Origin of the sequence: Moritella sp. 36 (genome assembly GCF_018219415.1) — a bacterium.
Classification (GTDB): domain Bacteria; phylum Pseudomonadota; class Gammaproteobacteria; order Enterobacterales; family Moritellaceae; genus Moritella.
On the sequence record NZ_CP056120.1, the window covers coordinates 555,967 to 568,987 of the forward strand.

At 39.6% G+C, this 13,021-nt stretch carries 13 protein-coding genes; 1 reads left to right on the forward strand and 12 read right to left on the reverse strand.

Features of this window, described 5'->3' with window-relative positions:
- Window positions 1–74: 74 nt before the first annotated feature.
- The 7 genes from HWV03_RS02615 to queF form a co-directional block, all read right to left on the reverse strand.
- Entirely contained in the window at window positions 75–578 is a 504-nt protein-coding gene (locus HWV03_RS02615) for a hypothetical protein (protein WP_211678333.1), read from the reverse strand.
- Window positions 579–785: 207 nt separating this feature from the next.
- Complete coding sequence (locus tag HWV03_RS02620) at window positions 786–1,793, reverse strand: isocitrate dehydrogenase (protein WP_211678334.1); 1,008 nt, start codon at window positions 1,791–1,793, stop codon at window positions 786–788.
- 230 nt (window positions 1,794–2,023) lie between these two features.
- On the reverse strand, window positions 2,024–2,803 hold the full coding sequence (gene xni, locus HWV03_RS02625; RefSeq protein ID WP_211678335.1) for a flap endonuclease Xni: 780 nt from the start codon (window positions 2,801–2,803) through the stop codon (window positions 2,024–2,026).
- Between the two features lie 18 nt (window positions 2,804–2,821).
- Window positions 2,822–4,183, reverse strand: a complete 1,362-nt coding sequence (ppnN, locus tag HWV03_RS02630; protein WP_211678336.1) for a nucleotide 5'-monophosphate nucleosidase PpnN — start codon at window positions 4,181–4,183, stop codon at window positions 2,822–2,824.
- A gap of 98 nt (window positions 4,184–4,281) precedes the next feature.
- The gene (locus HWV03_RS02635; RefSeq protein ID WP_211678337.1) at window positions 4,282–5,802 is read right to left on the reverse strand and encodes a GGDEF domain-containing protein; all 1,521 of its coding nucleotides are present in this window, start codon (window positions 5,800–5,802) and stop codon (window positions 4,282–4,284) included.
- A gap of 90 nt (window positions 5,803–5,892) precedes the next feature.
- Window positions 5,893–8,175, reverse strand: a complete 2,283-nt coding sequence (locus HWV03_RS02640) for a tetratricopeptide repeat protein (protein WP_255547024.1) — start codon at window positions 8,173–8,175, stop codon at window positions 5,893–5,895.
- Window positions 8,176–8,338: 163 nt separating this feature from the next.
- Window positions 8,339–9,193, reverse strand: a complete 855-nt coding sequence (queF, locus tag HWV03_RS02645) for an NADPH-dependent 7-cyano-7-deazaguanine reductase QueF (protein ID WP_255547025.1) — start codon at window positions 9,191–9,193, stop codon at window positions 8,339–8,341.
- Between the two features lie 163 nt (window positions 9,194–9,356).
- Between queF and syd the strand changes: the two genes are divergently transcribed.
- Complete coding sequence (gene syd, locus HWV03_RS02650) at window positions 9,357–9,926, forward strand: SecY-interacting protein (protein ID WP_211678338.1); 570 nt, start codon at window positions 9,357–9,359, stop codon at window positions 9,924–9,926.
- A 77-nt stretch (window positions 9,927–10,003) separates the two neighbouring features.
- Here syd and HWV03_RS02655 read toward each other — a convergent pair whose 3' ends face one another.
- The 5 genes from HWV03_RS02655 to HWV03_RS02675 all read right to left on the reverse strand — a co-directional run bounded on the left by HWV03_RS02655 (window position 10,004) and on the right by HWV03_RS02675 (window position 12,959).
- The gene (locus HWV03_RS02655; RefSeq protein ID WP_211673964.1) at window positions 10,004–10,771 is read right to left on the reverse strand and encodes a Zn-ribbon-containing protein; all 768 of its coding nucleotides are present in this window, start codon (window positions 10,769–10,771) and stop codon (window positions 10,004–10,006) included.
- An 89-nt stretch (window positions 10,772–10,860) separates the two neighbouring features.
- Complete coding sequence (locus HWV03_RS02660; RefSeq protein WP_211678339.1) at window positions 10,861–11,190, reverse strand: DNA-binding protein; 330 nt, start codon at window positions 11,188–11,190, stop codon at window positions 10,861–10,863.
- Window positions 11,191–11,263: 73 nt separating this feature from the next.
- Window positions 11,264–11,491 (reverse strand): DUF2789 domain-containing protein, encoded by a 228-nt coding sequence (locus HWV03_RS02665; protein WP_211675630.1) that lies wholly within the window; start codon window positions 11,489–11,491, stop codon window positions 11,264–11,266.
- Between the two features lie 64 nt (window positions 11,492–11,555).
- Window positions 11,556–11,852, reverse strand: a complete 297-nt coding sequence (locus HWV03_RS02670) for a DUF3301 domain-containing protein (RefSeq protein WP_211678340.1) — start codon at window positions 11,850–11,852, stop codon at window positions 11,556–11,558.
- A gap of 51 nt (window positions 11,853–11,903) precedes the next feature.
- Window positions 11,904–12,959, reverse strand: coding sequence for a DUF3549 family protein (locus HWV03_RS02675; RefSeq protein ID WP_211678341.1), 1,056 nt, complete (start codon window positions 12,957–12,959; stop codon window positions 11,904–11,906).
- Window positions 12,960–13,021: the final 62 nt, after the last annotated feature.

A 13,021-nucleotide genomic window follows, 5' to 3' on the forward strand; every position in this document is an offset into this window, starting at 1 on the left:
GGGGATACATCCAGTGTGTCCTCTTATATTCCAAGCCATTAAATACCATATCTGTGGTTTATTTAATGGCTTTGTTATTTAAAACGATAACTAAAATATAATAGTGGATCCTTGCCACGTACTTTAATCCCAATGATCGCCCCCTCGATATTCATATTATAATAGGCCTCGTGCTGTAGAATGCCGCTTGATTTAACTTTTGTTTTGATAGTGACGCGCTCGTAATCAAACAATAGATAAGGACTGCGTTTTAAGCTGTAATGCAAGTGTAAGCTTAGCTTGCCAATATCTTTGAGCCTGGGGATAAAGAGGCGAGTAATATCGGGATCTATCCACATATTAAGCAGTTGTAGTCGCGCGGTATGTTTACGCTTATTTTTGCTTTGTTTGATAACAAACAGCGACTGTTTAATCTCAAATTTTGGGCTCAGGGCTGCTGTTGCCATTAATTCGGTTTGACTATAGCGGTTAGAAAAATGCCGCTCTGGTATATAGGATCTTAACTGATCTTCTGTCGCAAGAGCGATCTCGCTGAATAAACTTATTGAGAATATGATCAAAAGGTTATTATATGCCATATATCACCAAAGCTGCTGATGAGACCTTAACTATAGCTTGGTATCGACAAATTACTAGTTGTGGGTTTAATTACTCTTTGAAGCGTGTATAGAGCGCTATATGCGGAGGTGTAAGAGGTTATCAGTTACTTAACATCTGTGATGCTAAGCAACTGAATCAATTAATTAGTTTGAGTATAGCTAACTAATTGTATTTAATAATGGTGCTTATAAACGCTCTAAAATTGCTTGGGTAAAGTCTGTCGTACCATGCGTACCACCCAGATCACGCGTTGTTCTATCACCAGACTCAATGACATCGCGTACTGCGTTACGAATATTATCTGCTTCTGTTTTCATTTCTAGATGTTCTAGCATCTGGATAGAGGCAAGTATTACGGATGTCGGGTTTGCTAGGTTTTTACCTGCAATGTCAGGTGCACTACCGTGAACAGCTTCGAAAATAGCGATATCTTCACCGATATTTGCGCCCGGAGCCATACCAAGACCACCAACGAGACCTGCACATAAGTCAGATAAAATATCACCAAATAAGTTCGTAGTCACGATCACATCGAAACGTTCAGGGTACATAACTAGGTTCATGCATGCTGCATCAACGATCATTTCTTCTGATTCGATTTCAGGGTAACGTTTGGCTACTTCACGTGCTACTTCTAGAAATAGACCTGATGTTGTTTTCAAAATATTGGCTTTATGGATAGCCGTTACTTTTTTACGGTTTTCTGATTTTGCTAGTTCATATGCGGCCACACAAATACGTTCTGCACCGGCACGTGTGATGATACTTTTCGCTTCAGCTTCGCTACCATCATCGGCAATCATTTGGCCAGCGCCAGAGTACATACCTTCCGTATTTTCACGCACAGTAATAATATCGATATTTTCGTAGCGACTACGTGTACCTTTAAAAGAGACTACTGGGCGCAAGTTAGCGTATAAATTAAAATGCTTACGCAATGATACATTGATTGACGTAAAGCCTGCGCCAACAGGTGTTGTTAACGGACCTTTTAATGCTATCTTGTTCTGTTCAATTAAATCTAATGTTGCTTTTGGCAGCAGTTCACTTGAAGTTTGTAGTGCAGCAAGACCAGCATCAGCAAAGTCATATGCGAAATTACAGCCAGCCTTATCTAAAATTTGAATTGCAGACTCAATAATATCCGGACCAATGCCATCACCCGGGATCACTGTAATTCTTCTTTGTGTCATACATATTCCTTATTTAATTAGCGTACTTTCAAATGAAAATGTTTTGTTGCCGTATGGTAACAAAGTATTACTTGATTGTTAATGTAGTTACTGCTGTTATTTTAGTAAATAAAGCGTTTAACTTTGTAGGAATGCCATTTGTTAGACGTAGATCTAGAGTTTCACTTTTTTTGTACTATTAACGCTTAGTGCGAATACTCGACTTGTTACTCTAAGCGTCATTTTTATGATTAAGGCTGATACCGTAAATCTTTTAAATTAAACCCTAATGGAATATCAATTTTGAGCTGCGCTAGCTGCTGGGTGATATAAGCCATTTCTTTATGTGTATCAAGTTTTTCGCGAAGTTTGGGTTTTAGCTCTTCACTGGCATAAATCGCGTCTAAAGTAACATGCTGTGTTAATAACTGGGTGGCTGTTTTAGGTCCAATTCCTGCAACGCCAGCGAGATGACTACCACTGATCCCTGTTAAGGCCCAGTAGTCGACAAGCTGCTGTGGCTGCACACCAAATTTATCGTCAATAAAGTTTTGGTCTAACCAGCGTTTGTTAAAGTAATCACGAATTTGAATGTAAGGGTTTAACAGTTGGCAGTAACCCTTATCGGTCGAAATAATGGTGACTTGTTGCTGTTGCGCTGACATTTTGATAGCGAGTGTTGCAATCAGGTCATCCGCTTCATCTTGTTCTGTTAATAAAGAGTCTACGTTCAAATCCCATAGGTCATCTTGGATTAAATTGAGTGCTTGCTGCAAGCTTTCAGGCATTGGTTTACGATTCGCTTTGTAATCGGGGTAGACCTCATGGCGCCAGCCTGTTTGCTCAGCATCAAAGACCGCGACGACATGCGTCGGAGCCGTGATCGCTAATAACTTTCGAACTGCTTGCTTAATGGTTTCGCGCGTTGCGCTTATTTGCGCAACCGGATCATTACTTTGATTTAGTTGTACTGCATGAACTCGACGGATCAGGTTTAACGCATCGATAATTAATAAGTGATTTTGGGCCATATCCGTATTTCATCAAAGTTAATTGGTCTTTATTATTTCATAGCAAGGTTCATACTTACTACCTGGAAGCTTCATTCTATTCTGTTTTATGAAGTTTTTTAATAAATTGTCCATTAATTGCATTAATTTGGGGTCGCCTTGCAATTTAAATGGACCATTTTTTTCAATTGATTTGATCCCTGAGTCTTTAACATTACCCGCGACGATACCGGAAAAGGCTTTTCGCAGGTTCATTGCTAATACTTCAGGGGCTTGATCAAGGTTGAGATTTAATGCCGCCATATGCTGGTGGCTTGGGATAAATGGCATTTGAAAATCTAATTCTATTTTTAAGCTCCAGTTATATGAATAAGCATCACCAATGGCACGGCGATATTCATAGGTTTTATGCAAGGCTTGTTTCATTATTTGTGCTGCACTTGCGGCATCATCAATAATAATCTGATAGTATTTTTGCGCTTCAAAGCCAAGGGTTAAACCGACAAATTCATCAATGGTGGTAAAGTAGTCTTCGCTTTCCTTAGGCCCGGTAAGTACAATCGGCAACGGCTGTCGTTTATTTTCTGGGTGCATCATGATACCCAGTAAATATAACAGTTCTTCGGCGGTACCTGCACCGCCGGGGAAAATAATAATACCGTGAGACAGGCGTACAAAGGCTTCTAAACGTTTTTCAATGTCCGGTAAAATGACGAGTTCATTAACGATGGGGTTAGGTGGTTCGGCGGCGATAATACTGGGTTCGGTTAAACCAAGATAGCGGCGTTGTTTTACGCGCTGCTTCGCATGGCCAACTGTTGCCCCTTTCATTGGACCTTCCATTGCGCCAGGTCCGCAACCCGTGCAAATGTTTATCTCGCGTAAGCCTAATTCATGACCAACGGCTTTAGCATATTCGTATTCCGGTGAGCGGATGGAGTGCCCTCCCCAGCAAACGACCATGTTAGGATCTGAATCTGATTTTATCACGCGCGCATTACGTAAAATGGAGAATACTTGGTTAGTTAAAAATGAAGATAATTCTTTTTTGGGGACGGGTTCTTGCTCTATATAACTATTAACATAAAGAATATCGCGTAATACTGAAAATAGGTGTTCTTGAATACCTCGAATAATCTCACCATCGACAAACGCTTGTTCTGGGGCGTTATGCAGTTCGAGCTTTACGCCGCGTTCACGTTGTCCAACACTGATATCAAAGCTGCGGAATGCTTTCAAAATTTCACTACTGGAATCAGTACGAGAGCCTGAGTTTAATACGGCTAGTGAACAATTTCGGAATAATAAATATAAATCACTGGTGGCTGTTTGTTGTAGTCGGTCGACTTCAAGCTGTGAAAGCAAGTCCATACTGCCAACGGGTTTAATGTGCGTGATCATAAGCTAAACTCCATGTCAGATAAGCTGGCATTAAGCACGTATAACCGATTGATAAAAAATGAATATGGACGTACTTATTACCGCAGGTCTCATTAAGTTTAGTTGCTAATGATAACTTTATCTCGTCCTGAGCTTTTTGCTTGATACAAGGCTTTATCCGCTCGCTCGAAAGGCTCAACGGTTTCATTGTCTTCTGGTGCAAATTGAGTTGCACCAATTGAGATTGTTATTGAGATTTGTTCGCCTTTAAATCTAAATGGTATATTTTTAATTGTCTTGCGCAGGTTATCTAAAATTGCTTGTATTTCATGTGGTTCTAAGTCGGCAAGTAATACGACAAATTCTTCACCACCAAAACGGGCGATAAAATCTTTACTCTTAATCGATTTTTGTAAGGCTCTAGCGACTATTTTAAGGGCTTTGTCTCCCGCAATATGACCAAAGGTATCATTGATATTTTTAAAGTGATCGATGTCGATAATCGCGATTGTGGTGTTGGTTTGATAACGCAGCCAACGTTTAAACTCAAGTTTAAAGCGTTCGTCTAATGCTGTGCGATTGTATACTTGCGTTAAAGAGTCAAGGTATAGCTTATGCTGTTGTGCTTCTAGGCGTTGTGTATGCAGTAATGTTTCTTTTTTGAGTTGCTCGAGTTGAGCCTGAACTGCTTTTATTTGTTGTTCTAATCGGACTTTTTCTTGTAGTAATTGTTCTTGTTGTTGAATACTACTTGAGATGATTTCAAGCCCTTGTTGCACGTGTAACTTCGTTTCTTCTAGGTTTTCACAGGTACTGATATCTAAGTCTAAAATATCAATTCGCTCTTTGAGGTTTTCCAACAAACTCATCTGTTTTTTACTTATTTTACTACTATCAATGAATGAGTTATCAAACTTATAAGCGATATTATTGAGTTCTTCGACAATCGCATGTAAAAACGTCTTCGATGCTAAGCGTTCTTCACGTGCGCCTTCGATAATATTATTGATGATCTGCAAACAGATATCAACGAGTTCATGGCTCTCGACACCTTGCAATAAACGTTGACGGATTTTTTGAAGATTTGAGCCAAACCCACCGGCAAAATCAAGTTCATTGATTAAGCGTTGCAAATCGTCACATATTTTTTTGTGCGCGGTTGCCGTTACACCGCCATTATTACTACGATGCATTTGTAAGTTTTTGATTGCACTGTGGTAAATGCAGAAGAGTGATTGCACTTTCGTTTGCAATGCCGCCACAGCGGTAACTTTGGGTTCTGCTAATAGTAATTGCAACTCGGCGGTGAGTTTTGGATCGTCCTGTAACAAATTAATCAATGATTTAGTGGCTTGAATTGTAGCGCTATCACCAATTTTTAAGGTATCGGATAAGATATGCGGTTGTAGCATCACTTGACGCTCAACCTGTTTGATTTGAGTGATAAGATCATTGTCAGACGCACTGCGTTCAAGAATTGATTTTAGCTTACTTACTTCAATGTTTAGCTCGGTATCGATACCTCGCGTGGCACCCAGTAAACGATTAATAAATGCTAATAACATGGCAGTGTTAATTTTTGCGTACCCGCTGGCATCACTTTGCTGTGTTGCTGAGTGCGAATCTTGTGATGTCTGCATGAATACTTTTCACATAAGTTAAATCAAAGATGAAGATTAGCTTACCACTATATATACATCTATAAAATAGTTTGGTGTTAAAATGTAAGCTTACAGCCAATTAATATCATTTTTGTCTGTTGATGAGGTGACTTTTACTAAGCCTTTTTCAATGGCTTGTTTTGAGCGATTCCAGATATCCCCATGGAAGAATGCCGGCTGTGTATAGGTCAGGGCACTTAATTTAACCCAACTATTTCGCTTATGTTTGCGACTTAACTGGATTGCTCCTGATAAAGCTAAGGTAGCAATATTTAACAGTTTTTTACTGTCTATTGCCGTTGGGTATTTAAATAAGAAGGGGTGAGAAACCATTCCAATCGAAATATCTTTGTCAAAATTAAGCTGGCAATCAAATTGCTCGAACCAGTCTAAGATTCGGTCGGCAATAATGGCAGGATCGTAATTTTTGTTTACTTTCTTAACTAACAATAATTGCGTGTCGTTCAACTGAAATAAGCGTTCTGAATCATGTAGTTGATGTTTTAAATATGTGCCTAATTCCGTTTCTATTTTATTTACGAGTGAAAGGCTGAATTTTTGACGTAAAGGCAGTAAAAAATCGAGACTAATGATTGCGCAGCTATGCACACTGTTTTGCTTATCTGAATATTCCCAATCAGAATAAAATCGTGCTTCTTGCAGTGGTGTCGGAATATATTGATTCAGACTGTGGATGTTATTCAAGCCTGTATTTGAATGAATATTGTAGTTATTCTCTAACTGCTCAACATCTTGTTTTTGTAATTTCATTTTTTGCGTATTGATGTAGTACAAATAAAGAATAATTAGCATAATTGAAGCAAGTAAGAAAACATTAATAACCAAGTTATGTTTTGATTGTCTTAGCTTGAGTACTTGTGCTTGTAATTGGTTTATCTTTTGCGATTTTATTTCATTATTTTCTTTGTGCTGATTCGATACGGGAAATGCTTTTTTTGCTTCAAAATTAGAGAGCTTGTTATAACGTATAAATTGCTTATAGCTATCGAGTGCCTTCTCGTATTGATCTGTTTCTTCATAGGCTGTCGCAAGATACAGATAGACGGTTTCAAATTGTTTACTATTGTTTAGTTTACCGGCGATCGATAATGCTTTATTTAAACGTATTAATGCGGTGTCGTAATGTTGTTGTTGAATCGCTAAATTAGCGAGATGTACGAGTGATTCAAGTAATAAAGCTGTTTGACCATTACCGTGAAACAACTGCTCTGCATTCGATAAATATTGCTCGGCTAAACTATAGTTGCCCATTTGTAAGTAAGTTTTACCCACTTCGAAATAGACTGCGTTTAATTTGTCTTTCTTATTATACACCTTCAGTAAATCGAGAGCGTTAAAATAATAAACGAGCGATAAGTTATATTCTTTAATTTTACGATGCATACTGGCAAGTGCTAATAAAGAATCGGAGAGTTGTAATTTGTTGCCCAGATTTTGATAGTACTGGGCAGATTGATTGGCAAAGCTGATCGCTAATTTAAAGTTGTCTTGGGCGATATAGGCTTGGCTCATTTTTTTAGTTAGCAGGCCATTGAGGGTATCTTGGTTATCAAGTAGTTTTTGTTGGGCTTTGTTATAAAAATTAATCGCTAAGGTTAATTTATTTTGCTGTTGGTAATTATACCCAATTGCGTAAGCTGCCCAAGCGGCATTGTTCGTGAGTGGGGTTTGGACGCCATATTGTTCAGCTTCGCGAAATAGTTGCATTGATTCTTCGTAATTATTGAGTTTTAACGCAATCTCACCGGAAATAATCTTGAGTGCAAAAGAGCCATTAGCAGTCGGATTATAAGTATTGTCATTCATGCTATCGATGACTTTGTTAATAGTTTCTTGTGCAAGTTGGAAATTAGCGAGCGTATTAGATTGTGCTAGAATGTGGCTTTTGATTAATAAACTTTGTTGTTTTAAATGCAGTGGTACGGAATTCGATTTTTCAGCGAGCATTTTATCGAGCGTAACAACGGCTTGATCGATATTATTTGCATAGAAATAGCAGAGCGCTTTTTGTTGTTTGATGAGCGCAAGATCTGAAGGCGTTACCGATTTTTCTCTGATTTTACTCATACGAGAGACTTCAGTCATGATGTCTTGTTTTTGTGTTTGCAAAAATTCATCAATAATTTGAATACATTGATAAGGTTGGCTGTATTGCACAGACTGACTGCGCTTGAGTTCATTCGGTAAGATCAGCTGATCAAATAAACTGGCAGCTGCAGTAGTGCTAAAGAGAAGAAATACAAGAGCATAAACAAAACGTAAAATCATGTGTTTGATATCGAATAGAAAGGCAGCTATCACATTCTTATGATCACATGTCCTTATTAACATTAGCTTTCCTTTGCTAATTCAGGCCTCCACCTGAGAGAGGTTGGTGCTGTAATCTTATAGTGATAGAAGATTTTATAATATTGATTACAGCCTTCAAATACTAAACTATTTTACTCGCTTTGTTAATGACTGGATATTTAAAAAATACCCAGTCTCGGGCATGTTATTGGCGGATTAAGCGAATATTATCTATTTTAGCATTACAATTGGTTCTAAATGGGTTTATGTCCAGCCCACCTCTGCGGGTATAGCGTGCATATACAGTTAATTGCTCTGGTTTGCAAAAGTGCATAATGTCCGTAAAAATACGTTCTACGCATTGCTCATGAAACTCATTATGCTGACGGAATGAGATTAAATAGCGTAATAAAGCTTCCTGGTCGATTTTATTTCCTTGATAAGCAATATAAACACTGCCCCAATCGGGTTGATTGGTCACGAGGCAATTTGATTTTAATAAATGGCTGTAAACAACTTCGTTAACAACACCATTGTTGTCTGCTGCGGCGTTGAGTAAGTCGGCATTAAATTCATAATCATCAACATCAATGTCCAGATGATCAATACATGTACCTGTTATTTGTGTGATTTGACTTGGCGCTTTATCTAAATCATCAAACATAACCACTTCAATAGGGCCTTGTGCACAGGCTCCTAAGTCGCGTTGTAGTGTTTCGGTTACTTCTGCTGTAGAGCTAAAACGGGTTTGGTTAAAGCTGTTTAAGTAGAGTTTGAATGATTTTGATTCGATTAAGTTTACTGATGTAGCACAAACTTTAACTTCTGCAACCGCTACGATTGGCTTACCTTTGCTATTTAACCAAGACAGCTCATATAAATTCCATAAGTCGCAACCCGTGAAAGGCAATTGATCGGATAATGCAAGATCATCGCGATTTAATTGTCTTGGCACTGGTTGCAACAAGCTAGGTTGGTATTGAGATATGTATTCCGTTTTTTGCCCTAGGTTTAATTTATCCAGTGCAGTTGAATCTTGGTAACGGTTTATAATTGTCATGGTTTATTCTCATCGGTTAGCGCGTAATATAGCCAAGCTCCCCCAAGGTGCATATTCAGGTAGTTTGGGTATAGTTAATTTACTTATCAGTGGCGAGATTGTAATAAATTTTACTGCGTAGTGATATGCTATAGCAGATTTAATCATTTTTATGGGGAATATAATGACTGCAGCTGTAACCGATGCATTGATTGCTTTTTATGCGCGCTGTGAACAACTTTGGCAAACACAAGATTATTTACCACAACAGGCGTTTGATCCAGAGTGGGATTCTCCGTGCTTTATTGCGGATTCAAATAATCCTCAATTGCTTGCGGGTAATAAAGCTTGGTTGCCAGTAAAACGTGATGAGATAACATCATTTAGTAATATTGAGTCGGCGTTAAGTATCGAGCTTGACTCGCAGATCGCCGATTTTTTTGGCGCTTATTTCAGTGACCATATGCCTGCACGTTTTAATGATGAGATCATTGAATTGGTACAAGTATGGAGTACCGATGACTTTGAGCGTTTACAAGAAAATACGATCGCGCATTTAATGATGAAGAAAACCCTAAAACAGCCACCGACGCTGTTTATTGCTAGTTGCGCGGATGACATGCAGATCATTGCACTAGATAACGTCAGTGGTGAAGTCGTGCGTGAAGTGCTGGGGAAAGGCATTTCTGAAGTATTAGCGCCAGACCTAGCGACGTTTATTGGTCAATTAACACCTGTCTTACTCGAACAGTAAACCGCTGTTTCATTTTTATTAAACAGCGCAAGTATTAACTCGCGCTGTTTCTTGGCAATCTTATGTTTTGTTAGCTGCTACCAAGGTAAATTGGATAATAAACGGCAAGGCTCACATTTAAAATCAAAGATACCGTGTAATGGAACTTCCAATTGCCATTCACCGCCACAGCTTGGGCAAGGACGCGTTTGTGCTTGATCTTCTTGTTCTGCTGCATCCGCTAAATGATAAAGATAATAATAGGTTGGGATATTCGTTTGTTGCTCAATATCTTTAGCGAGTTGCCATCCAGCATTATTTAACGGGCTCTTCATATCCGTCAAGGTTTCACTACAGGCTTGTTTTAATGTGGTGCCGTGCATTTGCAGTTCATCTGTTGAACTCCAATCGACTTGCCAACGTAACAACGCTTGGTGATCACCTATCGCTGGTGTTGGTAACTTATATAGTGGGATAGGGGCGAGATGTTCTCCGCAACGTAAAGGTGAGCAAGTACTGAGATAATGGGTATATAACACTTGCCATTCAGGTTGCTGACAAGGATCAGTATTATCTGAATGTAAATCCATGCCTGTCAGACGGATCTTAGGCGCGAGTAAACCTGCCTCACTTAAGGCTTGTAAGCGTCTTTCAACAATGCTGGAATGATGTCTTGGGTGTAGGCTTTCTTCTTCAGGACAGACGACACGGGTGGTAAAGAGGCCGTCATCCATACTGGTTGGAAATTCTCGACCAAGTATTTGGCCGTTGTAGCGTAAGGCGTCAATAAGTTGGGTAATCGCACTATCGACAGCATCAATAGTGGTGTCTTGGTAACATTCAAAAGTGAGTTCTGCAGTAAACAAGGTATTCTCTCAATGACGGCTACTGGTATTGTGTTATTTATAAATAACAATAGTCAGTAGCGTGTGGCAGGTATAATGGTGTAATGGCGTTATTGCGTTAATAGCGCTTTTTTCAGTGCGGCTATTTCAGCTTTTAGTTCGATCACTTCCTGGCGTAGTGGTGTAATCTCTTCGCGTACCGATGCGATCGCGGTTGCAATCAGCGCAGCGGTTGGATCTGCTACATCTATACTCGTAGATGCAGGCGTATTTTTTGGTGGGACGACTGCATTCGGATCAAAGCGCCATGTTTTTAGAGTCTCAATAATATCGCGCATGTTTGCTGGTTGTGTGAGTCGTGATTTAATCAGTGCCATTGAGGGCTTCTTTCCTTCGAGAGCAAGCTGGTTTGCGGCATCGACAATGTGTTGTAGGCTCATGGTATTCCTTCTTCCGTATCTCTGATTGTGTGATTAGCGTAACAATGGCAAATGAGACCTTTAGGTTTGATTATCAACGCAGCATAGCATCAAGATGATCAATCACTTCAGCCCAGTCGGCATCTTCGTAAATGGCTTCTTTGAGAAACATCGCTTGCGAATCGTTCCAAAATGGCGCTTCAAATAATAATACACCGGATTGTAATTTATGCTGATGAATAAAGCGTTTCATGCTCAACTCATCATTTTCTAATCCGAGTTGCGCAAATAGCATTTCTAAGGTTTGCGTGGCTAAAAACATCATCTGGCTCCTGTGTTTTTTTTCAGTATAGCCAGAGATGAGCAACAGCGTTAGTTTATCATGGTTAATCTATTGCATAAGGGGGGACGACAAAGTGTAAAACCCTTGGCCCAGCCATGATCAATGTTCCTTGATACGCGTTTTCGCCGTTGCTGCTAAAGTCAAAATTAAACTTATAACGGAATAAGCTTCCTTTATGTGGAAACCAGGAAATCCCCGCTTGTGCTGTTGCTAGCCACTGTAATTGTTGCTGCTCACAATACTGTTTAATCAATGCATTGGCTAACTCTGCTTGTTTACGCAGGTGTATAAAGATCACTACCCCGATAAACCCAACAACAATGGCTAACAAACTTCCCATATTCAATCTACTCCGTAATGACGACTGTCTTATTTGGTATTACGCTAATTATTAGCTGCGTTTTTGACGAAACAGCAATCCGATAGCACTACCAAGCGTATTACTGCGCTCAGGATTACGCAGCATGGCTAATACTTTATTACGTAGACTTGGTATTGCAACTAAATCAGAGAATAGGTAGATAAACAGTTCTTCGCCTTGTTGCTGTTTTACCGCGGCTTCAAAGAACGCCAATAGCTGTGCGTCGTCATTAAAATCGTGCCAGCAACGACCCGCTAACGCGACAATCGTTTGGCTAATATCGTTATGTTTAAATAGCGCAGGGTAGAGTGCGGTACGTAGGCCTTGTGCTGGAGCGCTTGATAATGCACGTATCAGCATTGATAAGCGTACATCGTCTGGTTTCTCTTGTGCTACTTCTTGGTTTATTAATTTAGCTAAGGCTTCACTTAATACTGTTGGTAAAGCTTCATGCTCAAGCGCCAGACAAAGTGAATATAAAGGTTCAGTTGGCAGTTTTGGTAATGCAGCTGCAAGGTGCTCAGCATTATTATCGCGGTTTAAACGTGTGGCGATATCACAAATACCTTGTACACCGACATCTTGCCATTGGTCAAAACCAAGTTTATTGGCAAAATAGTTGTGCGCAGCTGGGTAGTATTTACTTTCTGGGCGAATAAAATCACGGTTGATGACCGCGTTTAACATAGCCACTTTATCTGTGCTTGGTTTGAATACGTATGGGTTGGTGGCTAGGTGTTCTTGTTCTTCTTCACTGGGTTTTTTTTCTAACATCAGACCAAGCGAGTCAACAACCATGTTGAGGAAGGAGTTACGTGTACCTTGGATAAGTAGACCTTGCTCATCAAGTGGGAACTTAAGAAACCAGATATAGTGCTGATTATTCTCATTTTTGTTCCAGAAGGTAATAGCAAATTGAGCATGGCGTTGTAGTGGTGCCGGGTAAGCTTGCTGTGCGGATTCAAATTGCATAAAGTCGTCGGTAGAAATTTTGCTGATCTTACGACCCATGTCATACACGCGGAACTGAGTCTTTGCTTGTAACAGAAATTCGGATAGCGTGTTGAGGGTATGCATATTTGCCATGTTCAATATGTCCAAGTTAAAAGTGGAGCTTAAGTATCGGAGTATTATACGCAAACCTTATC

Bases quoted from the DNA above. Each gene is read 5' to 3' on its own strand.
- HWV03_RS02620 (WP_211678334.1), bottom strand. From the start codon at position 1,793: ATGACACAAAGAAGAATTACAGTGATCCCGGGTGATGGCATTGGTCCG.
- HWV03_RS02615 (WP_211678333.1), bottom strand. From the start codon at position 578: ATGGCATATAATAACCTTTTGATCATATTCTCAATAAGTTTATTCAGC.
- HWV03_RS02640 (WP_255547024.1), bottom strand. From the start codon at position 8,175: ATGTTAATAAGGACATGTGATCATAAGAATGTGATAGCTGCCTTTCTA.
- queF (WP_255547025.1), bottom strand. From the start codon at position 9,193: ATGACAATTATAAACCGTTACCAAGATTCAACTGCACTGGATAAATTA.
- HWV03_RS02635 (WP_211678337.1), bottom strand. From the start codon at position 5,802: ATGCAGACATCACAAGATTCGCACTCAGCAACACAGCAAAGTGATGCC.
- HWV03_RS02660 (WP_211678339.1), bottom strand. From the start codon at position 11,190: ATGAGCCTACAACACATTGTCGATGCCGCAAACCAGCTTGCTCTCGAA.
- HWV03_RS02670 (WP_211678340.1), bottom strand. From the start codon at position 11,852: ATGGGAAGTTTGTTAGCCATTGTTGTTGGGTTTATCGGGGTAGTGATC.
- ppnN (WP_211678336.1), bottom strand. From the start codon at position 4,183: ATGATCACGCACATTAAACCCGTTGGCAGTATGGACTTGCTTTCACAG.
- HWV03_RS02665 (WP_211675630.1), bottom strand. From the start codon at position 11,491: ATGTTTTTAGCCACGCAAACCTTAGAAATGCTATTTGCGCAACTCGGA.
- syd (WP_211678338.1), top strand. From the start codon at position 9,357: ATGACTGCAGCTGTAACCGATGCATTGATTGCTTTTTATGCGCGCTGT.
- HWV03_RS02675 (WP_211678341.1), bottom strand. From the start codon at position 12,959: ATGGCAAATATGCATACCCTCAACACGCTATCCGAATTTCTGTTACAA.
- xni (WP_211678335.1), bottom strand. From the start codon at position 2,803: ATGGCCCAAAATCACTTATTAATTATCGATGCGTTAAACCTGATCCGT.